Raw genomic sequence first — 26561 nt, 5'->3', positions numbered from 1 at the left:
GCCTTACGCTTCAATGTTGTTCAGGAACGCCAGAACGCCCTGCTTGTGCACCTTGTCGCCCACCGCAACCATGTGATCTCGGCCCGGGATCTCCAGAACTTCCGCATGCGGAATCAAGGCCGCCAGCTTGTGCGGTGACCCGGCGATATCGTCCTTCGTACCGACGGCAATCAATACCGGACGTTCGATGCGCGCGACGTCTTCCTCGCTGATTTTCTGCCGCGAGGAGCGCATGCAGGCCGCCAGCGCCCGGCGATCGGACCCTGTCTGCTCCGCAAAGGCCCTGAAGGCACGTCCAGTGCGATCGGAAATGTCCTGGATGCGGTCGGTCTCAAGGGCTGTCGCAATCGGCTCCGGATCTCCGATGCCGGAAATCATGCCGTAGCCCAGACCGCTGAAGATCGCACGACGCACCCTGCCCGGGTGATTGAGTGTCAGGAATGCCGAGATTCTTGCGCCCATCGAGTAGCCCATGACATCGGCACGTTCGATATCAAGATGGTCGAGCAGGCGTTTGGCATCTTCCGCCATCACCGGTGCACCATAAGCTGCCGGGTCGTAGAACTTCTGACTGTCGCCGTGGCCGCGATTGTCGATGGTAACCACGCGCCTACCATCGCCGACCAGCAAATCGACCCAACCGGGATACTGCCAGTTCACCTGCTTGTTGGACGCGAACCCGTGGATCAGCAGGATCGGGTCCCCCTCACCTTTATCCTCATAGGCGATCCTAACACCATCGAACTCGAACTGAGGCATCTAAGACATTAACCCTTACGTAAACGGAAAACACAATTTCACGGTAGAGTAAGGGGTTTGGGCAGCGAAGGTAAAGCCCATTTCCGGCTCCAGGTGGAGCCTTGCTGCGGTTGTGGATCGCAGATTCCGGGTCTACCCATATATTTTACAAATGGATATGGTCCGCAAAATTTGCTATCGGGGTTCAACCCTTTAGAGACAGAGGAATTTCAACATGGCGGATCATGTCGTCCCGCATTTCCAGAACTCCAGCGGACACGATTCGGTGGCGATCGGCGCACGGGAATTCATGTGCATCGGTGCAAATCCTCCGTTTGATCATCCCCATGTCTTCCTCGACATGGGTAGTGAGAACGAAGTGGTCTGCCCCTATTGCTCGACGCTCTACAAGTTCGACAAGACACTGCAGGCAACCGAATCCTCGCCTTCAGACTGCACCTGGACGCCTGTAGCGGCGTAATTTATTGGTCTGTCCATGAGCACGAATGGTGAGACCGGTCTTCCGATCATTATTGCCGGCGCAGGGATTGGCGGTCTTACGGCCGCCCTTTGCCTGCATGCTCAAGGGCATGAAATTGTTCTCATGGACAGGGCTCGGCAACTTTCGGAAGTTGGCGCCGGCCTTCAGCTCTCTCCCAACGCCTGCTCGGTGCTCGATCAGCTTGGCTTGCTGGAAGACCTCACCCCACATGCCTACGCCCCGGACTTCGTAAAAATTTTCTCGGCAAAATCTGGCGAAGAGCTCGCCAGAGTGACCATGGGTACTTTCCTTAAAGAGCGACACGGCTATCCTTTCTGGGAAATCCACCGGGCAGATCTCCAGCGCGTGCTTCTGGAGAAAGTCCAGGCCAGTGACGGTATCTCCCTCCGCCTTTCAAGCGAAGTTATCGATCTGGAATCCTCGCCCTACGAGCACCTGACCTGCGTGTTCCAGGACGATGAGATCTCGGGAAATCTTCATTGCAGGGCTCTCGTTGGCGCTGATGGGGTCTGGTCCAGGACCAGGCGGCTCATTCCCGGACATGAAGACGCTCATTACAGCGGCCAGGTCGCCTACAGGGCCACGGTCCCGATCGATGCGGTGCCCGAGCGCTGGCGCCGCGATGCCGGCCTCTGGTTCCACAAGAGCGCCCATCTGGTGCATTACCCGGTTCGTGGTGGGCGGGAACTGAACATCGTCGGGCTGGTCGAAGAGGCCTGGGAGGACGAGACCTGGTCTGCAAAGGCCAACAAGGAAACCCTTCTGAAGATTTTCCGGGATTGGCCAACGGAAGTTCGCAATCTTCTCACGTTTCCTGACGCCTGGTTGAAATGGGCCCTGTGCAGCGTGGACGCTGGAGGCCCCTGGACCCATGGCAATATTGCGCTGATCGGTGATGCCGCTCATGCGATGCTGCCGTTCATGGCGCAGGGGGCGGCAATGTCCATCGAGGACGCGGCAATCCTGGCTGAGCATATGCATCAGGACGTCGAAAACATTCCCGCTGCCTTCAGGGCGTTTGAGCGGCAACGCAAACAACGGGTCCAGCACATTCAGGGTATTTCTTTCAGAAATGCCCGAACATTCCACTACGGTGGCGCGATGGCCTTCGCCCGCGACACCGTTTTGCGCCTGTCGAAACCAACCAGTCTGGCTGCCAGGTTTGACGATATTTATGGCTGGACTCCCGGGCAATAGACCCGCTTTCGCTTGAGCCCGGCGTCAAGCTGGGATAAAGCCAATCCCCATCCATGTGTCAGGGAGTGTGAAGATGACCGGTCAGAGGGCAGATGACGTTGTAACCGCTGCGTTTCTGGTCATCGGGGATGAGATCCTGTCCGGCCGCACGAAGGACAAGAACATCGGCTTCCTCGCCGACTACCTGACTGCGCTTGGCATTGACCTCAAGGAAGTGCGCATTGTTCCGGACGAAAAGCCGGAAATCATCGGTGCCGTCAATGCGCTGCGGGCGCGCTACGACTACGTGTTCACGTCCGGCGGCATTGGCCCGACACACGACGACATCACGGCCGAAAGCATCGCCGACGCCTTTGGTGTTGCACTGAACCTTGATCCGCGCGCTGTCGCAATCATGGAACCCCACTACCCGCCGGGCCAATTCACCCCGGCTCGCCAGCGGATGGCACGAATCCCCGAAGGCGCGGACCTCATCGAAAACAAGGTTTCGAAGGCACCGGGCTTCCGGATCGAGAACGTCCACGTGATGGCAGGCGTGCCGTCGATCATGCAGGCGATGATGGACGCGCTTGCGCCCTCGCTGAAGACTGGCAAGAAGATGCTGTCGGAAACCGTTGCCGCAGACATGCCTGAAAGCCGCATCGCCGAGCGCCTCGCTGCCATTCAGGACGCGCATCCGCAAACCTTGATTGGCTCTTATCCGAGAGCGACGGACGGCAAGTTCACCACACAAATCGTGATCCGCTCGCGGGACGAGGCGATACTGATGGCCGCGGTCAGGGATGTCGCGGAAGCTGTCGCCGACCTGTCGGGATAATCTGAAGGACTAGAAATGGAAAACCCAGCCCAAGACAAAGCATTCCCCGTTTCCTGGGACATGTTTCACAGAGATTCCCGCGCACTTGCCTGGCGCCTTTCTAGCGAAGGCGAATGGAAGGCGATCGTCTGCATCACCCGTGGCGGACTGGTACCGGCCGGGATCGTTGCGCGTGAGCTTGGCATCCGCACCATCGAAACCGTCTGCATTGCGTCCTATCACGACTACGACAGCCAGGGTTCGCTCAAGGTCATCAAGCCGATCGACCCGAAGGTCATCGACCTGGAAGACGGTGAAGGCAGCGGTGTTCTGGTGATCGACGATCTGGTCGACACCGGCAAGACCCTGAAAGTGGTTCGTGAAATGCTGCCGAAGGCACACTACGCGACTGTTTACGCAAAGCCGGTCGGCGTGCCCATGGTCGATACCTTCATCACCGAAGTATCCCAGGACACCTGGATCTATTTCCCCTGGGACATGGGCTGGCAGTTCCAGCCGCCGCTTTCGAAAGAAACCGCGGGCTGATCCAGACTTCGCGAACTTTTGAAGGTCCTGCCACGTTTCGGCTGGAACCCTGTTTGTAAATCGACAATCGACCGGTCAGACATGGCGTTTGGCCGGTCTTTTTGCGTCTGCCTTCAAGTCATTCCGGCTAGATCTCTCGGCTCGCCGAAACAAAAATTCGGCAAATCAGAACTTTGTCGCCTGTCATGCGTTTCCCTTCCGAAAACATAGTCGTTACACGCTACGAAAGCTTATTTCGGAAAACGGAATGCTCAACAGACGTTTGTTCCTCGCCTCCGCTGCTGCCGCTCTTGTGACCGGTTGCGCATCCAGCCAAAGAACCGGACAACTTGCAGGACCTGGCTACCCAGCCGATGGTCTGGGAAGAGCTGTGCGCATCTCGCCCGAGTACCTTCAGATGTACCGGGCAATGCCGGAAGAGCCCTACCCTATACCGGCAGTGGATCTGTCGAAGATCGATCCGGTCTACTACCGCCAACTGGTCACCTATGCCGCTCCCGAACCTGCGGGCACGATCATCGTCGATACGCCCAACCGATTTCTCTACCTGACCATGGAGGGCGGCCAGGCAATGCGGTATGGCGTCGGCATAGGCCGGGAAGGATTCGCCTGGGGTGGCCGTGCACGCATCGCACGCAAGGCGGCCTGGCCCAAGTGGACGCCGCCGGCTGAAATGATCGACCGTCAGCCAGAACTGGAGAAATACAGGAACGGCATGCCGCCGGGTCTCGACAACCCGCTGGGTGCGCGAGCACTTTATATTTTTGAAGGCAATCGCGACACGCTCTACCGCCTGCACGGCACGTCGGAAACGTTGTCCATTGGCAAGGCCGTGTCGTCCGGCTGCGTGCGCCTGCTCCAACAGGACATTATCGATCTTTATAACCGTGTGCCAAACGGCACGCCGATTGTCGTGCGGCAGGCGTAACAGCTGCCGCCCAATTTGGCTTGGTTTGGCTTGGCTTCGCTCAGGCGATGATTTCGACCGGCTTGACTGCATCAATGCCGTCCAGCCGGACATCGCAACCGATTGCAAAGGCCTCCACTCCGGCGCGTCGGGCCTCGGCAAAGGCGGCTGCATAGGCAGGGTCGATGTCGTCCGCAAGGCTCATCCGGCTGCAATCGGGCCGCTGGACCAGAAACACCATTGCCGCGCGGTGCCCCTCGGCCACCATGTCGCCCAGTTCCACAAGATGCTTGGCCCCGCGGGCAGTGACACTGTCCGGAAACTCAGCAAGTCCTGCTTTACGCATCAGGTGGACGTTCTTCACTTCCACGTAGGTCTTCGCGCCGTCTGCACCTTCCAGCAGAATGTCGACACGTGAGTTCTTGCCGTATTTCACTTCACGGCGCAGCGTCTGATAGCCTGTAAGTCCGGCAATACGCCCTGCCTCCAGCGCTTCTTCCACCAGCTTGTTGGGGTGTGCCGTGTTGATGCCGACCAGAGCCCCGTCAGCCTCGATCACTTCCCAGGAATACTTGAGCTTGCGTTTTGGGTTGTCCGACGCCGACAGCCAGACACGAGATCCCGGCTCCTTCAAGCCGAGCATCGAGCCCGGGTTGGCGCAATGGGCCGTGATCGCACCGCCATTGTCGTCCAGAAGAACATCGGCAAGGAAACGCTTGTAGCGCTTGACCAGACGGCCACTGACAAGGGGCGCGGAAAACTTCATGGCAGATCTCTCTCGTGCAGATCAGGGCCGGACGGCCCCGTTCGTTCAGGTGAGCTTAAAGGTCACTTTGACCAGAAATCCGGATCAAGAAGAACCAGGATTGTGAACAGCTCAAGGCGGCCGACCAGCATGGCAAAGGACAACAGCCACTTGGCGCCATCCGGCAGCGGAGCAAAATGACCTGCCGGGCCGATAACCGGCCCCAGGCCCGGACCGACGTTGCCCACGGATGTTGCCGCGGCGGAAATGGCGGTAACCAGATCCAGGTCGAAGAAGGACAAGGCAACGGTGATGATGCCCACCGACCCCATGTAGACAACAAGGAAGGCCAGAACCGAGAAGGACAGTTCAGGCGTCAGTCTTGTTCCGCCGTACTCTTCCGACATGATCCGGTGCGGACGCACCATGCGGCGCAGATGCGCGCGGACGGTACCGAAGAAGACCAGGAAGCGGAAAATCTTGATGCCGCCGGTCGTTGAACCGGTACAACCGCCAACGAACATCAGCAGCAACGCGATCCCGACAACCGGCGCGCCCCATTGCGAATAGTCGCCCAGCGCATATCCGGTTCCAGTCACGATGGAAACCACGTTGAAGGTGGCCCTCAACAGCGCTTCATCGAAGGGAAAGTGCATGTTGAGGCCGAGATAGACGGTCAGCGTCAAAGCCACGACAGCCAGAAACCCCAGCAACGCCCTTACCTGCGGATCTCGCCAGAGCTGCAGCGGATGACCGCGCAAGGCCTGGACGATCAGCACGAACGGCAAGGCACCGATGATCATGAAAACGATCGCAACCCAACCCGAGGCCGGATTGGTGAAATAGCCGAAGGATTGATCATGGGTGGAAAAACCGCCCGTCGCGATCGTGGTCAGGGCGTGATTGAAGGCATCGAACAGCTCAATCCCCGTGACCAGATAGGCGACGATGCACAGGAATGTCAGGAACAGGTAGGCAAGACCGATCAACCGGATCAGTTCAACCGACCGGCTGACAATCTTCTCAGACCGGTCGGAGTTCTCGCTCTGGAAAAGCTGCATACCGCCGATCCTCAGGAACGGCAGCAACACGATGGCCATAACGATGATACCGACACCGCCCATCCACTGCATCAGCGACCGCCAGACCAAGAGGCCCGGCGGCAGACTGTCGATGCCGGTCAGAACGGTGGATCCCGTGGTGGTGAAACCGGATACCGCCTCGAACACCGCATCCGCATAGCCGATGCCAAGCCACAGGAACGGCAGCGCGCCGAAGGCCGGCAACGTCGTCCACGCAAGCGTCGTGAGAACGAAGGTCTGCCGTGTGTCCAGTCCCTCGCGCAGCGATCCGCCGACGGCAAGAGACAACAGCATGCCGATCATGCCGGTCAGAAGTGCGGAAAAGACAAAGGCCTGCCAATCGGCATTTTTCTGGGCAACGTCCACGATAGCGGGAATGAGCATGGCAGTTGCCAGGCCGACATACAGAAATCCGAGAACATTCAAAACTGGTCTGAGAGAAATCAAGTATCAGTCTTCCCGAAAAACGCTGTGTCGGTCGGCCGATCCGCGAATTGCCGCACCAACCACTCGTCCTAACGCCTTTCTGCCGATTTTCCAATGGCTTTGGCGCGCGTTCCCCGGAAGATGACGGGGATGACCATCCGGGTCTCGGTCAACAAAAGGCATGTCTCACACCGCCAATAGAGCTTGTCCTTCCATTTAGGAACCGCCTGGCGAAGTTGATTGGCGTCTGTGCACGGGCACGTTACGCAGGAACAGCGCGGGAAACTGCCAATTTTTTTAGCCCTGTTCAGGATTTCGTAGCGAATAAGAATTACTTTTACGTGCTAATTGCCAATCCAGCTTCCTATACGTGAAATTGACAAGGATTTGGTGCAATAGAACGGCTCGGACTACATTCGCTTGTATTCAGGATCAGCCTCACCCTGGTTGTGATGGTGCTTTGCAGCATCGGGCTGGTTTCAGGGCTTGCCTATCTCGATTTGTCCAGAAGCACTCAGGAAAATGCCACCATCAGGCTGGACCGGGCCGCACGTGCCGCTGCTTCAATGCTGCATTACGGCACGAATGAAAGCTTCAATCCGGTTTTCGCCGATAGCGGTGAGCCGATCGTCATTCGCGTTTCCGAAGCTTCTGCCAAACAATTGCTCCAGCCGAGCGAAAAGCTGGACGGCTTGATCGAAACCATAGGCAAGACCAATCAGGGCGCGGCGAACTTGTTCAGCTGGTCGAGCGAGACCAGATCCTTCGACCGCTTCGCCACAACCTTCAGCCACCCCAAGGGTGAGCCCCCGCCGGCTTTTTCCATCAGTGAAGGCCACCCCGCATTTGCCAGTCTATCTGCAGGCCAGCCATTTGCTGGCAATGTTCCGGTTCAGGGCAGGTTCCGCCTCGCCTATATGACGCCGATTGTCACCGATGGCGGTAAGCTTGTCGGTGCAATCGCAGTTGATGTCGGCTGGGCAGACGACCTGACATTGGCAGAAAACCGACTGAAGACACGCATGGCCTCTGCAGCCATTGTCATCCTGTTTGCTGTCATCCTCGTGGGTGGATTGTTCCTGCGTTTCGAATTGCGGCCACTGCGCCGCCTGGCAAAGACAGCGGATGAACTGGCCACCGGCACCCAGCCAAAACGCATTCCCTTCACGGACCGGCGGGACGAGATCGGTGATCTGGCGCATGGTCTGGAGAGGGTCACCGACCTGCAGGACAAGCTTCACAAGCTTGCCTATACGGACCCTGTGACCACCGCAGGCAACCGTGCCAGATACTTCTCGGATCTGAGCGAAGCCTTGCAACGGGCAAGGTCCGGCACCTATTCGGCCTCACTGATCCATCTGGATTTCAATGGCTTTGCCAAGGTGAACGACACCTTCGGCCAGCAGGTAGGTAACCGGGTCCTGTTACAGGCCTACGCACGTCTTGCAAATATCTTCGGCCCGAGCGCGCAGATTGCTCGAATTTCGGCAGACGATTTCTGCATTCTCCTGCCCTTTGACAGCAAGGGCGCGATTGCAGAAGACTACGCGGTGCAGGCAATCGACATGCTGTCCGTCCCCTTCCAGTTGGAAGAAGGCGAAATCCGTGTAGAACCAAGCATCGGCATAGCCCTTTTGCCGCAAGATGCAGAGGACGCTGAAACGGCTCACCGTATGGCGGGACTTGCCTTGCGGGCAGCAAAGCGGAACGCAGGTGCACGATACGAATTCTTTTCTCCGCCCCTGAACGACCGCGTCCAGAGTGAAATGCTCACGGAGACGCTGTTGCGTGCTGCACTTCAAACCCGCCAGCTTGTATTGCATTATCAGCCCCAGGTTTGCCCTGCCGACGGCCGTCTCATTGGCCTGGAAGCCCTGCTCCGCTGGCCACACGAAAAACGTGGCCTCATCCCGCCGGGAGAGTTCATTCCGATTGCGGAAAAGACCGGCCTTATCTTGGACCTTGGCCAATATGTTCTGGAATCGGCGTGCAAGCAGGCCGCAGAGTGGCGGCAGGCCGGTTTCGAGTTCGGCCAGGTTTCCATCAACGTATCACCACTTCAATTCCGCCAGTCCAATTTTGCCGACACGGTTCGCCAGACCCTGAACGACTATGGCCTGCCTGCTAGCTACCTGTGTCTTGAAGTGACGGAAAACGTCTTTGTCGACACCAGGGAGCAGCTGGTTCTGAACATCCTTTCAGAACTTCAGCAGATTGGTGTCCAGCTTTCCCTGGATGATTTCGGCTCGGGTTACTCTTCCCTGAATTATCTGCACCGGCTGCCATTCCAGGAGCTGAAGATCGACCGAGCCTTCATTTCCGGGGCGGATACGCACCCGCAACGCGAACAGCTGTTTGAGGCGATCGTTCGGCTTGGACGCAGCCTGGGCTTGCGTGTGATAGCGGAAGGTGCCGAGACTGCAGGAGAATTCGCGCTGACAGTGACCCATCACTGCGACGGTCTTCAGGGTTATTATTGCTCCCCGGCCGTACCGGCAAACCTCATTCAATCGCAGCTGCAGAGCTTCAGGGCGACCTTGAAAGCATCCGGCATCATGAACGACTCCGACCGGTCATCCAAAAAACGAGCCTGATCTTGCCCGGGTGTCTTACCCCGAGAGCTTTCCCGTCATCAGGATGGGTGCCGCATCCAGCTTGTGCGCGTTCATCATTTCGGCAATCTGCTCGATTGAAGAAACGAGGTGCATCCGGTCCTCGGCATTCAGATCATCGAACTTTCGCACGAACTCTTCATGCAGAAGGCCAGGCAGGTTTGAGGCAACCTCTTTTCCACTTTTCGTCAGCTTGGCATGGACGATTCGCCGGTCCGAGACGGATCTGTACCGCTCGACAAGACCCTTTTCTTCCAGCTTGTCGAGAATGGTTACCACGGTCGCCGAGCTCAGGTCAGCGTTGTCCGAAAGGGCTTTGGTCGTCACCTCACCCAGATCCCGAATCCCTTGCAAAACAACGATTTGCGGGATCGTGAGCCCGGTCAGTCTGGACACTTCTCTGGAGCGCAAGTCAATGGCCCGGACGATCTTCCGGATAGCTTTGACCACTTGCGATGCCTGCATCGCCTGCATTATTACACCTCTATTAATTTGAACTCTAATGATTAGACCTCTATATAGTGCACGTCCAGTTACAAAACGGAGATTTTTTTCAATATGTGCGGCATTTGCGGCGAAGTGGTTTTCAATGGCAGTCAGGCAGACGTTGTCCGGGTCAGCCGGATGGCGGACGCCATGGCGGCGCGCGGCCCCGACGGTATGGGTGTAACGCAGCGCGGCCGGGTCGCCTTTGGCCACAGGCGCCTGAAGATTATTGACCTGAGCGAACGTGGTACGCAGCCAATGACCGACATGGCGCTTGGCCTGTCCCTGGTCTTCAACGGCTGCATCTACAATTATCAGGAACTGCGATCCGACCTGATTGGCCGCGGCTATTCGTTCTTCTCCACCAGCGACACCGAGGTCATCCTCAAGGCCTGGGCCGAGTGGGGCAAGGATTGCTTTTCCAGGTTCCATGGCATGTTCGCCATCGCCATACACGAGCATGACAGCGGCCGCATTCACCTTGCCCGCGACAGGTTCGGCATCAAGCCGCTTTACCTGAGCGAAGCGAACGGGCGTCTTGCCTTCGCCTCCTCCCTGCCTGCACTTCTGGCAGGCGGTGGCATCGACAAGTCGATCGACCGGGTGGCGCTGCATCACTACATGAGCTGGCACGCTGTCGTTCCCGCGCCGCGCACGATCCTGAACGGCGTGCGCAAGCTGCCCGCGGCCACGGTGCGGACGCTTGAAGCTGATGGCACCTCTTCCGAGTACACCTATTGGGAACCGCGTTTTGAAAAGACGGCGGAAGATCTTGCCCGCAGCGCCGACGACTGGCGCGACGAAGTTCTGGAAAGCCTGCGCACAGCCGTTCGCCGCCGCATGGTGGCCGACGTGCCTGTCGGCGTTCTCCTGTCCGGCGGCGTCGATTCCAGCCTGATCGTCGGCCTGCTGGCCGAGGAAGGCCAGAAGGGTCTTGCGACCTTCTCCATCGGCTTTGAAGAAGCACATGGCGAAAAGGGCGACGAATTCCAGTATTCGGACCTGATTGCCGAACACTACGGAACAAATCACCATCAGATCTTCATCCCCTCCTCGGAGCTTCAGGAAAACCTGCCCGGAGCGATCAAGGCGATGTCCGAGCCGATGGTCTCCTATGACAATATCGGCTTCTATCTGCTGTCGCGTGAGGTCTCCAAGCACATCACCGTGGTCCAGTCCGGCCAGGGTGCCGACGAAGTCTTTGCCGGTTACCACTGGTATCCGAAGCTCAGCGGCTCAAACAGTCCGGTTTCCGATTATGCCACGGCCTTTTTCGACCGGACCGAAGCTCAGATGACAGAGGCTGTTTCCCCCGCCTACCATTGTGCCAGGGATGAAAGCCTTGCCTTCGTCGAAGAGCATTTCGCCCGCTCCGGCGCTGCCGATCCGGTCGACAAGGCCCTGCGGCTCGATACCAACGTCATGTTGGTGGATGACCCGGTCAAGCGTGTCGACAACCACTCCATGGCCTGGGGCCTTGAGGCGCGCGTTCCGTTCCTCGATCACGAACTGGTCGAGCTCGCCGGACGCATTCCTGCCGAGTTCAAACTCGCACAGGAAGGCAAGGGCGTCCTGAAGGAAGCTGCGCGCAAGGTCATTCCGAGCGCCGTCATCGACCGTCCGAAGGGCTATTTCCCGGTGCCTGCGCTGAAATACATCCAGGGTGACTACCTCGACATGGTGCGCGACACGCTTTCCAGTCAGGCCGCCAGGGAACGAGGCCTCTTCAACGAGGTTTACCTGCAGAAACTGTATGCCGACCCGACCAAATACATCACGCCTTTGCGTGGTTCAGAGCTTTGGCAGGTTGCGCTTCTGGAAATGTGGCTGCAGGCACAGGAGGTCTGAACATGGCCGAGAATGAACCTTCGCGACCGAAGGGCGCGTTTGACCACCGCTTGAAGCGCATGCGCCAGCATGGGCTCAAACCGGAATACCGGCTGGACGAGACGGAAGCCCAGAAGAACCGGTTCATCGATTGCGGCTGGGGACGGCTGGTGTTTGCCAACACCTATGGCGAAACCGAGAAACTGGTCGAGGTCCTGCGCAACGAGCGACCGGACAGACGCGACATCGCGTTCTATGTGCGTGATCCGCATGTACTGGTCGGCTCGGCCCCGCAGGAGCTGTTCCTTGACCCCTCGCATACGTTCCGCCTGGACCTCGCGACCTACCGGCCGGCGCGCAATCGTCGCAAGGGCTTTACGGTACGGCGCTTGTCTTCCCGCAGTGATGCGGAGGCGATCAACGAACTTTATCTCACCCGCGGCATGGTGCCGGTGCCGCCGGAGTTCTTCTGGTCGCAACTCGATCCGCGCACCATTACGGTACTCGTGGCGGAAGAAGACGAGACCGGGGTCATCGTCGGCACGGCAATGGGCGTCGACCACAGCCGGGCCACCAATGATGCCGATCTCGGCAGTTCGCTCTGGTGCCTTGCAGTTTCCCCACAGGCCCGGTTTCCGGGCATAGGGGAAGCCCTGGTCCGGCGCATGGCGGAGGTCTTCAAGGGCAAAGGCGCACCGCATATGGACCTGTCGGTGCTTCACGACAACGAACTTGCCATTGGCCTTTACGACAAACTTGGCTTCGAGCGGGTTCCCTATTTCACCATCAAGCGCAAGAACACCATCAACGAGGCCCTGTTCGCCGGCCCTGCCGTTGAAGACAAGCTCAACCCTTACGCCACCATTGTCGTGAACGAGGCACGGCGGCGCGGTATCCAGGCGGAGATCATCGACGCGGAAGGCGGCTTCTTCCGCCTGTCCTACGGGGGCCGTTCGGTTGCCTGCCGGGAATCCTTGAGCGAATTCACCAGCGCCGTCGCCATGTCCATCTGCGACGACAAGGCCACCACGCGCCGGATCGTCGAAAGGGCCGGTGTAAACGTGCCTGACCAGATCCTGGCAGGATCCGCTGATGAGATCGCCGCGTTTCTGGACCAGTACGGTTCGGTTGTGGTCAAGCCCGCTCGCGGAGAACAGGGCAAGGGCATCGCCATCGGACTGACAACGACCGAAGACGTCATGGCTGCGGTCGAAGTCGCCCGTACCTACTCCAATGATGTTCTGGTGGAGGAATTCGTGACCGGTCAGGATCTGCGGCTTGTCGTGATCGACTACAAGGTAGTTGCGACCGCCCTGCGCAAACCGGCCGAAGTCACCGGAAACGGCAAGGCCACGATAGGAGAACTGATCGAAATCCAGTCCCGCCGCCGATCTGCGGCAACAGGCGGGGAATCAAGGATCGAAGTGGACGACGAGGTTCTGCGCTGCCTCACGGCCAACGGATTTCAGCTGGAAGATATTCTTCCAGAAGGCAAGACCTTGCCGGTCCGCCGTACGGCCAACCTTCATACCGGTGGCACCATTCATGATGTGACTGGTGAAACCCATCACACCCTGATCGAAGCCGCGATCAAGGCAGCGCGCGCAATTGAAATTCCGGTGACAGGCATTGACTTGATGGTCAAAGACCCGCGACAACCGGAGTACCGCTTTATCGAGGCGAACGAGCGGCCGGGGCTCGCCAACCACGAACCTCAGCCAACCGCAGAACGCTTCGTGGACTTCCTGTTTCCCCTGTCGGTGCCTCAACCCGTCAGGACGACCTTGAACCGGGCCGGAACATGACCTTGCTGAATATCGATATTTCCTATTTGAACGATCGACTGAAGGAACTTCTGAAAATCCCAAGCCCGACGGGCTATACGGACGAAATTGTCCGTCACGTTTCCAAGGAACTGGAGGCGCTTGGGGTATTTTACGAAATTACCCGCCGTGGCGGTGTTCGGGCGAGAGTGTCCGGCAAGTCGCGCCGTCCCGCGCGGGCCTTCGTATCGCATCTCGATACGCTTGGCGCCCAGGTAAAATCGCTGAAAGACAACGGCCGACTGGAGCTGGTGTCTATCGGCCACTGGTCCGCTCGCTTCGCGGAAGGAGCCCGCACGACGATCTTTTCCGAAAGCGGCGCCTACACCGGCACCATCTTGCCGCTGAAGGCGTCGGGGCACACCTACAACAACGGCGTGGATGAACTTCCGGTCGGCTGGCCCTATGTCGAACTTCGCGTAGACGCCTATTCCAAGTCGGTAGACGACCTGCACCGGCTTGGTATCGACGTCGGCGATTTTGTTTCCATAGACCCGGCGCCGGAGTTCCTGGAAAACGGCTTCATCGTTTCCCGCCACCTGGACAACAAGGCAGGTGTTGCGGTGATGCTGGCGGCGATCAAGGCGCTGGTGGAATCCGACATCGAACCGACGGTCGACGTGTTCTGGCTGTTCACGATTGCAGAGGAAACCGGTCATGGCGCTCAGTCCATCCTGACGCCAGACATCGCGTCGCTGGTTGCCATCGATAACGGCACCACTGCCCCAGGGCAGAATTCGGACGAATTCGGCGTCACGATCGCCATGGCGGACCAGACCGGACCATTCGACTATCATCTCACCCGCAAGATGGTCCAACTCTGCCGGGACAACGACATCAAGTTCCAGAAGGATGTCTTCCGCTTCTATCGCTCGGATGCGGCAACCGCCATCGAGGCGGGTGCGGACGTGCGCACGGCGCTGATCACATTTGGTGTTGATGCCAGCCACGGCTACGAGCGCATCCACATGCACGCGCTGCGCTCGCTCGCCGAACTGGCGACCGGCTATGCCCTCAGCCCGGTGGAAATCCAGCGGGACGCCCGCGAATTTGCGGACCTCAAGGGCTTTACCCGTCAGCCGACCGCCGATGCCGACCAGACACTCAATCCGGAGACGGACGAACCGCTGCCGGAACCGGCGGGCGAATAACGCCCGCCGCCGAGACCGGCTCGTTCAGCGGTTGAGTTCCGCGATCATGTGCCAGTGCCACGACCCGGGCTTCGAGTGCACCTTGTCTTCCAGGTAGCTCAGCTCAAACCGGTCGAAAAGCGACACCAGCTCACTCGCATTGCAATAGAAATGCGGGTGATCCTTGTCGTCATCCCCCTCACGAACCCACGTGTCCGCGGCAATTTCCGTCCCGATCCCGAAGTTCGCGTTGCGCTTTGACAACATGGTTCCCTGGTAGATTCCGCCGGGTTTCAACACCCGGGCAATCTCCGAAATGGCTGTACTGACGATCGACGGATCACCGTGATAGATCACGTTGAAGGACAGGACATAGTCGAAACTGTCGTCCTCAAAAGGCAGCGACGTCATCGGCGCCAGATGCGTCGCAATCTGCATGCTTTCCAGTGCCGCGCTCTTTTTCAGCTCGGCCAGCCCGGCTTCGGAAAGATCCATCGCGTGGGTCTCGAACCCGGCGCGGGCAAAGGAAAGCGCATGTCGGCCAACCCCGCAGCCCAGATCCAGGGCCTTCACCGGCCCCTGCTTCTGAAGTCTTTCGATCAGACCGGCAACGTCCGCCTCCGGACGCAGCCAATCCGCGCGGCCTTCTTCTGTCTGCCAGCGCTTGTCCCACGCGAGATGGGCGGTATCGGTTTTTTCCAGAGTGTGTGTGTCGCTCATTGAGACGATCCTTCCAGTATCCGGCTGCGGGCGATTGTGCCAAGCCGCTCAACACAAAGAACCAGCACGAAGATCATCAGGATGATGGTCATCGCGAGCTGGTAGTCGAAAAAGTCCATGGCCACCTTGAGTTCGATGCCGATACCCCCTGCCCCGACAAGACCAAGCACGACTGAGGACCGTGTCGCCTTTTCAAGCGCGAACAGCGAGGTGGTGATAAAGGAGGGCATCGCGGCAGGTACCACTGCACAGAAGATCGTGTCGAAACGCCCTGCACCGGCCGCTGTCAGCGCCTCGGTTGGTCCTTTCTCCACATCCTCCATGGCTTCTGCGAAGAAGCGTCCGCAAAAACCGATGGTGTCGACGGCAATCGCAAGCGTGCCCGCGAATGGGCCAAGTCCAACCGAAATGACAAAGACCAATGCCCAGACCAGATCCGGCACCGTCCTGAAGAGGGCAACCAGCAAACGGGCACAGGTATAGACAGCCCGGGACAACATCGACGGCCGCGTCAGGCCTTTTGCGGCCAGGATCGCCAACGGCAGGCTGAGGACGATGCCGATAAGTGTGCCCGCGAGCGCCATCTGAAACGTTTCCAGCAACGCCTTTGACAGTTGCGGCAACCTTTCCAGCGAAGGCGGCCAGGCCCTCGACAGGAAGTCGACCAGCGCTGGACCACCAGAAACCAGCGCGGAAAGCGACCAGCCTGCCCCCTGAAACGACCAGACAACGAAGGCCAGCAGCGCGACATAGGCGACAAAATGAAATGCACCCGGGCGTTCGAACCGACCCGGCATGCGGGAGCGTTTCAATGTCAGGAGATCAGCCATAATGCCTTCCCAGATCCGCAACACTCAGGTTGCTGCTCTTCTCGTCCAGAACGACTTCCCCTTGCCGGATTGCAAGGACCCGATCGGAGTAGGCGAGCGCCTGTTGCACGTTGTGCGAGGTGAACAGGAGCGTGATCCCCTCCTCCCGGGTGAGTTGGCGGAAAAGGTCCATCACTTCCTGGCCGGCAACCGGATCAAGGCTGGCAACGGGTTCGTCCGCGACGATCATTCTGGGCTGCTGCATCAAGGCTCTCGCGATCGCAACCCGCTGGGACTGACCGCCCGAGAGCTGGTCCGCCCTTTTCAATGCATGGTCCGCGAGCCCTACCCTTTCGAGGCACGCCATAGCCCGGTCTCGCAAGGCCGTTTTGGCGAGAAACTGCGACCAGCCGCGCATGCCACCAGTGCGGCCCAGATTACCATGGATTACGTTGGTCAACGCCGAAACACGAGGCACCAGGTTGTGCTTTTGAAAGACAAAACCGACTTCGACGCGAACCCGCCTGAGCTGGCGCTGTCGCGCGGAGGAAATGTCTTCACCGAACAACACAACCGAACCGGCTTCCGGCTCGATCAGGCGCAGCGCGCAGCGCAAAGCGGTCGATTTTCCGGCACCGTTTGAACCGATCAAGGCAACCGCTTCCTCACGGCCCACGGAGAAGGAAACTTCGCGCAGCACGCTCCGGTCCTTGCCGAAAGACTTGCAAAGGCCTTCGACCTTCAGGTCACACGGCGTCTCCGTCACGGGCTGTCGGGCTGGGACCGCCGGCGCAATTGCGCCGGCGGACTGGAGCAGAGGCTGCGCCATTATTCGCCGATGAACTTGTCGTATTGCGGGAAACCGGCGGTGGTGTACATGGACCGCACCAGGTCGTAGGCACCATCTTCGATCGCCACCAGATCCATGCCCGAATACTTGTCGTTTTCCTCGTGCTGCAGTATCGCGGCGATGATCGACTTCTTGTTGTCGAGGATCGCCTGACGCAGGCTCTGCGCTGTCGCGGGATCGACATGGGCTCCGGCCATGATCATGTCGTTCGGCAGATCGCCGGAACGGGCGATTACCCGGAAAAAGCCGTTCGGGACGCTGTCATCCTTGTTGCGGGTGCCAATCCACGAATTGTGATTGATCCCGATGGCGGCTACATCACCCTTCTTCAAGGCTTCATGCGCAATGTTGCGCGAAGTATGCAGCTTCTCGATGTCCTTGACCGGATCGACGCCATAATCGGCCATCAGCTGCATTGGGCACAGCATGTTCGAGGTGGAACCGATATCACCGAAGGCCACCTTCTTGCCCTTGAGATCGGCCGGCCGCGTGAAACCGCTGTCGGCTCGTACGACGACGGCACAGAAATAATCCGGACGGCCAAGACCTATGAGGGGACGGGCTTCGGTCAGTTTGTTGATCACGATGTACTCGGCAGGACCGGTTACGACAAAGTCGACACGTTTGGCGCGCAAGGCTTCAGCCGCCGCGGTCCGGCTGGTAACCGGGAAAAACTCGAAGGTGTGGTCTGTTGCATTTTCAAGGGCGTTCTTGAACGGGCCCCATTCAACCTGCAGCCGCTCCAGGCCCTCCACGTCGGTAACGGCCAGTTTGAACGTGTCGGCCAGGGAAGAAGACAGGGAAACGGCAAGAACGGCAGCCGCGAGTGCGGCGGATTTCAAAAAGCGCATGACAGGAACTCCTCAGACAGCCGAAACAAAGCCGGCAAGGCAACAGGAGCGTAACGACAAGCGCACCGCGGAACGTGACTGTATTATGTAAATTTTACGAAATTTACATCAGAGAAAGATGGATCTACGAAGCAGAAAATTTCTTTAACTTCGAACTTCCAAACAAATCTTGATCTTATTTGTTTTCCGGCAAATTTTCTCGATGCCTCTGTCGTAAAACTTCATAAAAGTATAATCGTATAGACATCTGTTCTCGGCACATGTCTGCTAGTTCGCTCTCCGTTTTTCGGAGGGCCCGATGCTGGTCATTGAGCAATTATCTAAAGTCTTTGGAGACCTGACCGCGGTGGACAGTGTCTCCCTCGCCATTCCCAAGGGACAGATGGTCGGCGTGATCGGCCGGTCCGGTGCCGGCAAGTCCACGTTCCTGCGCATGATCAACCGGCTGGCCGACCCCAGCGGGGGGACGATCCTCAACGAGGGACAGAACATCACGGCCCTGAAGGGTCGCGATCTGCGGCTTTGGCGCGCGTCCTGCGCCATGATCTTTCAGCAGTTCAATCTCGTCGAGCGCATGGATGTGCTGACCAATGTCATGGTTGGCCGCATCGCCCACACTGGGTTCCTGCGCTCCATGACACGATCCTTCACTGACGAAGACCGCGCCCGCGCCATCGAAGCCCTGGACCGGCTGGACCTTGTGCCCCAGGCGCTGCAACGCGCGGGAACCCTTTCCGGCGGGCAGCAGCAGCGCGTCGCCATCGCCAAGGCGCTGGTGCAGAACCCGCGCATCATGCTGGCCGACGAACCGATTGCTTCACTTGATCCGGCCAACGCCAGCCGTGTGATGGACGCCTTGCGCGAAATCAACCGGACGGACGGTCTCACGGTGCTGGTCAATCTGCACACGCTCGACACCGCCCGTGCCTACTGCGATCGGATCATCGCAATGAAGGACGGGCGGGTTCAGTTCGACGGCACGCCGGACACCCTGACCAGTGAAAGGGTTCGGCAAATCTACGGATCCGACGATCTTTCCGGTGACATCAACGAAGCAGTCACCTCCACCTCCCTTTCGACAACCACTTCCCGGCCACCGATGAAGGCTGTCGGGGCCTGACCTTCGCGAAGCGGATCATCCGCTCTCGCTCTTGAAGCGGCCTTTGCCGCGCAAATCGCCGGATCTGCCGGCACCAAAGGAGACTTGAGATGAAGGCCATTTTTGCAGCAGCCGTTTCCGCTGCCGTTCTTGCAGCCTCCCCGGCCCTGGCGGACAGCTGGAAGGACCAGTACAAGACAGTCAAGTTCGGCATCCTTTCCGGTGAAAACGAAAAGGACCGGATTGCCCGTTACACGCCTTTCGAAAGGTACCTGGAGAACGAACTCGGCGTCGATGTCGAAATCTTCACCGCCGGATCCTATGACGGCGTGATCCAGGCCATGGCGGCCGACCAGATCGAATTTTCCTTCTTCGGTTCGTCTTCCTATGCCGCTGCCTACACCGAAACCAACGGCGGTGTCGTTCCGCTTGTCTCCCGCCTGCAGAAGGACGGTTCCACCGGTTATTTCTCGGTCGTCGCCGTGCGTTGCGACAGCGGCTACAAGACCCTTGACGACCTGAAGGGCAAGACACTGGCTTTTGCCGATCCGGACAGCACGTCCGGTTATGCCGTGCCTTACTTCAACCTCAGCAAACAGGGCTACGAGCCGAAAACCTATTTCGGTGCCATTCCCTTCTCCGGGGCCCATGAAACCGGTGTGCTTGGTGTCTACAACAAGCAGTATGACGCTGCCGCTACCTACATCACCAACGAGGAAGACGGCATTCCGCAGCGCATGGTCACCAAGGGCATGATCGAGAAGGACGCGATCTGCACCATCTGGAAATCACCGGAAATCACTTCCGGTCCGCTGGCTGCCCGCAGCAACCTGCCCCAGGGCCTGATCGATGCCATGCGCACCGCGGTCATGGAAATCCCGGAAAAGGATACGCTGGCATTCATCGAAATGACCGGCGGCGAAGACAGCACCCAGGAAGCGTGGATCGAGGTTGATCACGACCGTTACCAGTGGATCGTCGAAATGCGGGACTGGCTGAAGAAACAGCGCCGCGGCGGCTGACTTTTCAGAGCGAGGGAGGAAACCGGCTGATCCGGGTTTCTCCCGACGACCCGACCATCGTCATCCCGGGCGGCACTTCGCGTCTCCCGGGATGACGCCAGGAAAAACTTGTGGCGCAGAAAGCTGCGGCGTCAGCGCCTCCTGCCCAAAATCATTGGAACTAGAGGCATGACAGCGCTCTCCCCTGCCATTGACCGGTTCGAAATCGATTATGCTGCCGCCCGCCGGTCAGCCCTCCGGGTAAACCTCGTCTCGACCACGGTCTTCGCACTCTGCTTCTTCGCAACAGCGTGGTTAGGCGGTTTCTTCGACATGACCGACGTCACCCTGCCCGATGGCGACCGTGTGTCCATGTGGAAGATCTGGGCAGGTTTGCCGCGGCTTGGAGAATATCTCTACAAGACCTTGCCGGAGCTTCACCGCGAGACACTCGGGGCGGATCTTGCCGGTTGGTTCTGGCGCTGGAAGGTCTGGCTCTGGCTGCTCCTGGAAACGATCCTGATCGCCTATATGGCAACATTGCTTGGCATCGTCGGTGCATTTCTTCTCAGTTTCCCGGCGTCACGAAACCTCTCCCCCAACAGACTGGTCCTGAACGTCACCCGCCGGTTCCTGGAAATCATCCGGACTGTTCCGGATCTCGTCTGGGCACTCATTTTCGTTTTCTGTTTTGGCGTCGGCCCGCTGGCCGGTGTTCTCGCCATCGGTCTTCATGCCACCGGCGCTCTCGGCAAGCTCTATTCCGAAGCCAACGAAAATGCCGACATGCGCCCGCTCGAAGGCATCAAGGCATCGGGCGGCACCTGGTTCGACCAGATCCGCTACGGCATCGTTCCCCAGGTTGTCCCGAACATCATCAGCTACACGCTGCTGCGGTTCGAGATCAACGTTCGGTCCTCCTCCATCATCGGCTTCGTCGGCGCAGGTGGCCTGGGCCAGGAGATCCGCGTGGCAATGTCCCTGCAGGAATACACCGATCTTTCGGCGCTGTTCCTGATCGTCTTCCTCACCGTGATCGTCATCGACATGCTGAGCGAAAAGGTGCGTCACCGCATCATCGGCCTGACCGGAAAAGGCATCTGATCATGACCGCACAATCTCCTGATATCGCCCGCGCCAGAACGCTCGTTCCAGGCGCCTTTTCAACGCCGTGCCGGACGCGCCTGATCCGTCTCGCCGGTTGGTCGGCTTTCCTTCTTTTGACCGGCTGGTGCCTGTGGGATTTCGGCTTTGCGCCTGAAAAACTCCTTCACGGGGCGACCCGCTTTGGCGATGTGCTCGCCTTCATGTTTCCACCTCACATCTGGACAAGCTGGGCGGAATGGCAGGAAGTTCTGAAAGGCCTGGGAGAAACCGTCGCCATGGCATTCATGGGCACGCTTCTGGGAGCCCTGGTTGCGTTTCCACTGGCATTCCTGGGCGCCAAGAACATCCTGCCACTGTCCTGGCTCCGGCTCGGTGTCAGGCGCGGTTTCGACGCTCTGCGGGCGATCGAACAGCTGATCCTCGCACTCGTCTTCATCCGCGCCTTCGGCCTCGGGCCGCTGGCAGGCATTCTGGCCATCGCGGTTTCGGAAGTCGGCACGTTTTCGAAGCTCTTTTCGGAAGCCATAGAGAACACCAGCCAAAAGCCGGTCGAAGGCGTGCGCGCTTCCGGCGGCGGCAGCCTGCAGACAATCCGCTTTGCGGTTCTGCCGCAGGCCCTGCCGGTGATCCTGTCGATCATCCTCTACAATTTTGAATCCAACACACGCACCGGCACCATCCTGGGCATTGTCGGCGCCGGAGGCATCGGCTTCCTCCTCGCCGACCGCATCCACGCCTACCGCTGGCCGGAAGCCTGGACGATCATTTTCCTGATCATCTTCATGGTCTATCTGATCGACGGCTTCTCCGGTTTCCTGCGGCGGCGGATCATCGGCCCGGAACCGGGGCGAAAGTAATTTTCACCTGGGGGAGAAGCAGCGTTTTTCTCCTCCCGCCGAGTTTCCTTTTTCCGCTGCATGCCTCCCAATCAGCAAGACCTCGGAAAATCCTGATCAGCGCCTCATGCTCACCTCGGAAACGGCATGGATGCCATGGTCAAGCCATGGCATGACGGAGGAGGAATTTTAGTCGAATGATCAGAGCACCCGCTGTCCGTTCCGCCAGGCCTGCTTGATGAAGGGATGTCCGTTGAGGACGCCGACGTGAAGCAGGTCGGCGCGTTTTCCTTCTGCGATCTCGCCTCTGTCTGACAGTCCGGCAACCTCGGCCGGGGTTTTCGAAACCATCCGGATAGCTGCCGGAAGGTCGGCGTGGAACGCATCGTCCAGCCCCACAAGAAACGCACAGTCGAGCAGCGAGCGCGGGACGTAGTCCGAAGCCAGGATGTCGACGAGATCTTCCGCCAACAGTGCGCTGACCGCGATGTTGCCCGACTGGGACCCGCCGCGAATGACGTTGGGCGCACCACCGACGACGTGCATTGCGTGGCTCTTGGCCTTGCGGGCTGCCTCCAGTGTGCAGGGAAATTCCGAAACACTGATGCCCTCGCCGAGGGCTTCATCGATGTGCTCGAGTTCCGTATCGTCGTGACTGAGCAGCGGCAGCTTGTGTGCATGCGCCAGCGCGACCACAGCCGGACGAACCTTCGAGCTGATTTCGTCGGAGAAGTTCAACAGCTCCTGCGTCTCACGCTCGGCAACGGCACGTGTTTCGCCCGTGTCGGCCATGCGGCGGTGAATATAGGCCTCGACGTCCTTGCTCTGGCGCCGGCCTGGCAGGTGCTCCATCACCGACACCATGCGCACAATGTCCTTGCCGATGTTTTCTTCCGTCAGGCGCGTGGTCTCGCCATCTGTAATCTCGCAGCGCAGGTGCACCAGATGCTCCGATTTGAGCATGCCTCCGGACTGAAGCGTTTCCAGGGCGTCGATCATTGGCGCCAGGATTTCGCGGCGCTCCGGGTTCTTGATCGTCGCCCCCACGCAGAGGCTGTCGAACACGGTGGTGATGCCGCTGCCGATAATCTGAGCATCATGGGCCATCGCCGCTCTGAGCGGATCCCAGCGCACGTGTGCACGCGGAAAGACATGCTTTTCGAAGTGGTCGGTGTGAATATCGACCAGCCCTGGCAGCAGGTAATCACCCTCGAGATCGAACCCGGCTTGCGGCGCGCTGCCTTGGTCCACCGAGACGATCCCACTTTCGGAAAAGGCAATGTGACCACTGACGACTTCATCGGCGAGCACCAGCCGGGCGTTTTTCAGAACTGTCAGGGCACTGCCGGAGGGCACGCGATTGTCGGCATAAGTCATGGAAACTCCTTCCGGCGAGCAGGTCGAACGAATTCAAGGATGGCCCGGTAGCGGACCGCAATGAGATATGACACCGCGAGAGCGGGAGTGAACTGGGGCCGGAAGCAAACGCGTTTCCGGTTGATCGACCGATGATCTAGCGCTCTTTCGGGCGCAAATTGTGACAGTCGTTCAACGGATCCGTGACAATCCGGAAAAATCTGCAGATTGCAGGCGAAGGGATGGATTAGCAGGGTCGGACACAAAATCTGCGCTCAACCGGCTGAAAAGGCAAGAGCACAGGGAAGAAGGACAGGTGCAAAAGGGACCCTCGAACCAGGCCGCCGCTCAAGTGGGCCAAAGGCCGGTAGTGCGGGCGACGGGACTCGAACCCGTACAGCCTAGGGCCGAGGGATTTTAAGTCCTAGTTACCGTCTTCTAATGAATTGTTTTATTTATCTTTTTTTCTATTTTTTGTGTGTATGTGTAAGATACTGTGTAAGAGTTTTAACACAAAAATCAGAAAGTTGCCGCATTAAGCGGCACCCAAAGGCTTGAGTTTTCTGAGGTGGCTACTCGTGAGGCTCAAGAGCTTGGGGCTCACTCCACCGATGAGGTTCTGTTTCTTTATGGTGTTCGCGGTATCGCTTGAGATTCGCAGCCGAGACCACTGACACCGGTTGCCCTCCAACTTCTATGGAGGAAGCATGCAACAGCGGACTTTCCCACACGAATGGAACGTCACCCCAAAACAAGGTGAGAGGTTGCTTATCGGCTCCCTGCACAAGCGTGAACTCGCAGAGCGTTCCACTGAACTGGAACGCCCTTTTATGGCGAAAGCGCTTCTGCGGCACCTCTTCAAATTGAGGTAGTTCACGCAATGCGGTGTCGAATTCTTTGAAGTCCGTTCCGCAATAAAGCAGATCGATATCACCGTGCGCAGATGGAGCACGCAAACCAAGCACTTCCTCTGCCCAGCCACCAAACAGATGACAATCAATACCAGCCTGCTGCAGGCTAGTTATGACGATGGCGACCTTTTCTCGGGAATTTTCCATAGACTTGACGTTAGCTCAAATTTCATCACCCCGCACGCCTGACGGTATGCCCGGACCTTCTCATAAGAAGGCGCACGGCGCGCGCGCCGTCACCAATCCATTTGCCCTTCCCAAGCCAGACACAGGCTCCGGCAGGCAGGGTCAAGGCCTTGCCGCGCAGCGGGGCCGAACGGCCGCCTTGACGCTGACAACGGGCCTGTAACTTAAAAATCAGGCAAATGAACCAACCTATAGACACGCAATAGCTCGGATACCCAGCCTACGCCGACACAACACGCTTCAATCAATGCACCGAAGTAAATTGCTCTGCAACTCTATGCTTTCAGCCATTACTTACGGAATTGCCTTTGAGGAAATTACTCGCTAAACTTGAACAACTTTTTGGTGCTTCAAACGCCTCAGCACTCCCCAACAGATTTTCGCAGTAAAAGAAGATATATTTTTTTCTCTACCCACCTACAGAAATGGGAAACCTAGCGTGAGAAGAAACACCTTTAAGTAATTATCCTTAAGGCATCTTCATTGAGGAGGTAAACATGAAGAGCTTTATAAAAAACATGGGAATTCCAGCGATTATTTCGTTTCTTGCTCTAAACAACCCAGCAAACGGTCAAGATGCTTTTGCGGTTTGCAATAACCTCGCACTCTCAGGACTGATTGACACTTCATCGTCCACCACGAAGCGCGAGCAAGCAAGAATTGAAATTGATCTTTTCTGCAGTGAAAAAGACAAATTTGAATCAAACTTCTCTTCAAGATCCAGAGGGTTTAGCGCCTCATTCAAGAGGGTTGCTAGCAGTTTTGGAATTGGCGGAAGTTCTGGCTCAAATTCCGGTTATACTAAATCTGATTTTGAGAAAATTTGCTCAGATCATCGAGAATCTTTACGAGACGATTATTATAATAGCGTTGACATTTCCACTGGAGGCATTCTTGCCAAGAATGTTGTAGACTGCGCAAATATTGTAAAGAATATAACTTACATCTACGGTAGTGTGACAACGAATTTTTCGGGCAACAAACTAATTCTCGATATCAATCGGGTAGGCGGCGCTGCACCAGGGGCACTCAAGTTTCAAGGTATCGAACCAACAAATGATTTTGTGAACTGTACAACTGGCGGGAAAAATGCTGTCGGCAAAGAACTTGTTTCTGAAATTGCCATTTCATGCTCATTATCAGATGACGTTATTAAGGTTCACAAAGCAGTAAAGGGAGTTGTGTCGTTCTGCAATGCAGCTAACGACTGTCGAAATTTGGAATTCACTACAGCCATAAAAGGGTATGAAGAAGAGATAATTGCAAATCGGATAGCTGACCTAACGCAAAAGCTTGAGGCTTTAAATGGCGCTGTGGTTGGCTTTTCAACGATGCCCGGAAAGACTGCACTACACCCTTCTTGCCCTCCTGGCTGGGCGGTGTACGCACCAGCTGAGGGCATGTTCGTACGCGGTTACGACAGAAACGGGACAAACGACCCGAGGGTAAAAGCAGATGAGCCGTCAACTTGGAAACCCGTAGGGACTCAATGGGATGATACATTCAGAGCGCACAGTCATGGAGGTCATCTTGAAATCGGAGCTGAGCCGACCGACGGGAAAGCCCAGTCACTTTGGCCAGCAGGTGCACACGGCAGAATTGGTGTTGAGTATGACTCCCCACAATTCACACATGAAGTCGGCGGAGCTGAAACTGCGCCAAAGCACGTTGTGCTTCTGTACTGCGTCAAACAATAGCAAGAATTTGTGGCTCGTTTCAATTTAGAATGAGGTACCGCAGGCGTGAAACGACGTCGAAAGGCTCTTGAGCGAATTCAAGGCGTATCAAGAGCGTCTGCGGCCTCTATTGATTGCTAGATGAACGGTATCAAATTAGATTTTCGCTAATACCGTCATGATACTAAGCGCTAAATTACTCACCGAGCACAAATTAACCGTTTTGAGATCAGCTATAAAACACCAAGTTTTATGTAAACACACATACAGACGGCGCGGGAGAAAAAACTACTGTGACATTTCTACCGACAACTGTCCGAATGACGAGGTCTTTGCAGATTA

At 57.7% G+C, this 26561-nt stretch carries 24 protein-coding genes; 14 read left to right on the top strand and 10 right to left on the bottom strand.

Annotation, left to right across the window (positions count from 1 at the left end; all coding sequences use genetic code 11):
• Positions 1-3: 3 nt before the first annotated feature.
• Entirely contained in the window at positions 4-759 is a 756-nt protein-coding gene (locus tag FIU93_RS17750) for an alpha/beta hydrolase (protein ID WP_152506351.1), read from the bottom strand.
• 214 nt (positions 760-973) lie between these two features.
• Between FIU93_RS17750 and FIU93_RS17745 the strand changes: the two genes are divergently transcribed.
• The 5 genes from FIU93_RS17745 (at position 974) to FIU93_RS17725 (ending at position 4707) form a co-directional block, all read left to right on the top strand.
• Positions 974-1219 (top strand): zinc-finger domain-containing protein, encoded by a 246-nt coding sequence (locus FIU93_RS17745; protein WP_023001070.1) that lies wholly within the window; start codon positions 974-976, stop codon positions 1217-1219.
• 15 nt (positions 1220-1234) lie between these two features.
• Positions 1235-2437 carry an FAD-dependent monooxygenase gene (locus FIU93_RS17740; protein WP_152506350.1) on the top strand — a complete coding sequence of 401 codons (1203 nt, stop codon included), beginning with the start codon at positions 1235-1237 and terminating at the stop codon, positions 2435-2437.
• 73 nt (positions 2438-2510) lie between these two features.
• Positions 2511-3254, top strand: coding sequence for a molybdopterin-binding protein (locus FIU93_RS17735; protein ID WP_023001068.1), 744 nt, complete (start codon positions 2511-2513; stop codon positions 3252-3254).
• Positions 3255-3269: 15 nt separating this feature from the next.
• On the top strand, positions 3270-3779 hold the full coding sequence (gene gpt, locus FIU93_RS17730) for a xanthine phosphoribosyltransferase (protein WP_023001067.1): 510 nt from the start codon (positions 3270-3272) through the stop codon (positions 3777-3779).
• 247 nt (positions 3780-4026) lie between these two features.
• Positions 4027-4707, top strand: coding sequence for a L,D-transpeptidase (locus FIU93_RS17725; RefSeq protein ID WP_075282450.1), 681 nt, complete (start codon positions 4027-4029; stop codon positions 4705-4707).
• 40 nt (positions 4708-4747) lie between these two features.
• Here the strand turns inward: FIU93_RS17725 and sfsA are convergent, their stop codons facing one another.
• A complete protein-coding gene (gene sfsA / locus FIU93_RS17720; RefSeq protein WP_152506349.1) occupies positions 4748-5452 on the bottom strand; it encodes a DNA/RNA nuclease SfsA in 705 nt (234 codons plus the stop codon).
• A gap of 62 nt (positions 5453-5514) precedes the next feature.
• Complete coding sequence (locus FIU93_RS17715) at positions 5515-6939, bottom strand: TrkH family potassium uptake protein (protein ID WP_023001064.1); 1425 nt, start codon at positions 6937-6939, stop codon at positions 5515-5517.
• Between the two features lie 452 nt (positions 6940-7391).
• Here FIU93_RS17715 and FIU93_RS17710 point away from each other — a divergent pair, with 452 nt between their 5' ends.
• Positions 7392-9533, top strand: coding sequence for an EAL domain-containing protein (locus FIU93_RS17710; RefSeq protein WP_152506348.1), 2142 nt, complete (start codon positions 7392-7394; stop codon positions 9531-9533).
• A gap of 15 nt (positions 9534-9548) precedes the next feature.
• Here the strand turns inward: FIU93_RS17710 and FIU93_RS17705 are convergent, their stop codons facing one another.
• A complete protein-coding gene (locus tag FIU93_RS17705) occupies positions 9549-10025 on the bottom strand; it encodes a MarR family transcriptional regulator (protein WP_152506347.1) in 477 nt (158 codons plus the stop codon).
• Between the two features lie 84 nt (positions 10026-10109).
• On the opposite strand from FIU93_RS17705, the gene FIU93_RS17700 reads away from it, so the two are divergent.
• From FIU93_RS17700 to FIU93_RS17690, 3 genes are read left to right on the top strand one after another with little or no spacing between them, the layout of a single operon-like run.
• Positions 10110-11885, top strand: coding sequence for an N-acetylglutaminylglutamine amidotransferase (locus tag FIU93_RS17700; RefSeq protein ID WP_152506346.1), 1776 nt, complete (start codon positions 10110-10112; stop codon positions 11883-11885).
• A gap of 2 nt (positions 11886-11887) precedes the next feature.
• Complete coding sequence (gene ngg, locus FIU93_RS17695) at positions 11888-13669, top strand: N-acetylglutaminylglutamine synthetase (protein ID WP_152506345.1); 1782 nt, start codon at positions 11888-11890, stop codon at positions 13667-13669.
• Complete coding sequence (locus tag FIU93_RS17690) at positions 13666-14838, top strand: osmoprotectant NAGGN system M42 family peptidase (RefSeq protein WP_023001059.1); 1173 nt, start codon at positions 13666-13668, stop codon at positions 14836-14838. The genes ngg and FIU93_RS17690 overlap by 4 nt, the downstream gene beginning before the upstream one ends.
• 24 nt (positions 14839-14862) lie before the next feature.
• Here the strand turns inward: FIU93_RS17690 and FIU93_RS17685 are convergent, their stop codons facing one another.
• From FIU93_RS17685 to FIU93_RS17670, 4 genes are all read right to left on the bottom strand, one after another.
• Complete coding sequence (locus tag FIU93_RS17685; RefSeq protein WP_152506344.1) at positions 14863-15537, bottom strand: class I SAM-dependent methyltransferase; 675 nt, start codon at positions 15535-15537, stop codon at positions 14863-14865.
• Positions 15534-16367, bottom strand: coding sequence for a phosphonate ABC transporter, permease protein PhnE (gene phnE / locus FIU93_RS17680; RefSeq protein WP_152506343.1), 834 nt, complete (start codon positions 16365-16367; stop codon positions 15534-15536). Before phnE (FIU93_RS17680) ends, FIU93_RS17685 begins: the two co-directional genes overlap by 4 nt.
• A complete protein-coding gene (phnC, locus tag FIU93_RS17675) occupies positions 16360-17112 on the bottom strand; it encodes a phosphonate ABC transporter ATP-binding protein (RefSeq protein WP_209010155.1) in 753 nt (250 codons plus the stop codon). The genes phnE (FIU93_RS17680) and phnC (FIU93_RS17675) overlap by 8 nt, the downstream gene beginning before the upstream one ends.
• Before the next feature lie 62 nt (positions 17113-17174).
• Complete coding sequence (locus tag FIU93_RS17670) at positions 17175-18047, bottom strand: PhnD/SsuA/transferrin family substrate-binding protein (RefSeq protein WP_152506341.1); 873 nt, start codon at positions 18045-18047, stop codon at positions 17175-17177.
• 298 nt (positions 18048-18345) lie between these two features.
• Here FIU93_RS17670 and phnC (FIU93_RS17665) point away from each other — a divergent pair, with 298 nt between their 5' ends.
• From phnC (FIU93_RS17665) to phnE (FIU93_RS17650), 4 genes are all read left to right on the top strand, one after another.
• The gene (phnC, locus tag FIU93_RS17665; RefSeq protein WP_152506340.1) at positions 18346-19167 is read left to right on the top strand and encodes a phosphonate ABC transporter ATP-binding protein; all 822 of its coding nucleotides are present in this window, start codon (positions 18346-18348) and stop codon (positions 19165-19167) included.
• An 89-nt stretch (positions 19168-19256) separates the two neighbouring features.
• Positions 19257-20168 carry a phosphonate ABC transporter substrate-binding protein gene (phnD, locus tag FIU93_RS17660; protein WP_152506339.1) on the top strand — a complete coding sequence of 304 codons (912 nt, stop codon included), beginning with the start codon at positions 19257-19259 and terminating at the stop codon, positions 20166-20168.
• A gap of 168 nt (positions 20169-20336) precedes the next feature.
• A complete protein-coding gene (gene phnE, locus FIU93_RS17655) occupies positions 20337-21251 on the top strand; it encodes a phosphonate ABC transporter, permease protein PhnE (protein WP_075282440.1) in 915 nt (304 codons plus the stop codon).
• 2 nt (positions 21252-21253) lie between these two features.
• Positions 21254-22111 (top strand): phosphonate ABC transporter, permease protein PhnE, encoded by an 858-nt coding sequence (gene phnE / locus FIU93_RS17650; protein ID WP_152506338.1) that lies wholly within the window; start codon positions 21254-21256, stop codon positions 22109-22111.
• A gap of 180 nt (positions 22112-22291) precedes the next feature.
• On the opposite strand, the gene FIU93_RS17645 is transcribed toward phnE (FIU93_RS17650), so the two are convergent.
• Positions 22292-23467 (bottom strand): alpha-D-ribose 1-methylphosphonate 5-triphosphate diphosphatase, encoded by a 1176-nt coding sequence (locus FIU93_RS17645; protein WP_152506337.1) that lies wholly within the window; start codon positions 23465-23467, stop codon positions 22292-22294.
• Between the two features lie 551 nt (positions 23468-24018).
• Positions 24019-24504: a hypothetical protein gene (locus tag FIU93_RS17640; RefSeq protein ID WP_152506336.1), complete on the bottom strand. Its 486-nt coding sequence runs from the start codon at positions 24502-24504 to the stop codon at positions 24019-24021.
• A gap of 536 nt (positions 24505-25040) precedes the next feature.
• Between FIU93_RS17640 and FIU93_RS17635 the strand changes: the two genes are divergently transcribed.
• On the top strand, positions 25041-26240 hold the full coding sequence (locus FIU93_RS17635; RefSeq protein ID WP_152506335.1) for a hypothetical protein: 1200 nt from the start codon (positions 25041-25043) through the stop codon (positions 26238-26240).
• Positions 26241-26561: the final 321 nt, after the last annotated feature.

Origin of the sequence: Labrenzia sp. THAF35 (genome assembly GCF_009363595.1) — a bacterium.
In the GTDB taxonomy this organism is placed as follows: Bacteria; Pseudomonadota; Alphaproteobacteria; order Rhizobiales; family Stappiaceae; genus Roseibium; species Roseibium algicola.
This window is presented reverse-complemented; position numbering and strand designations above follow the sequence as displayed.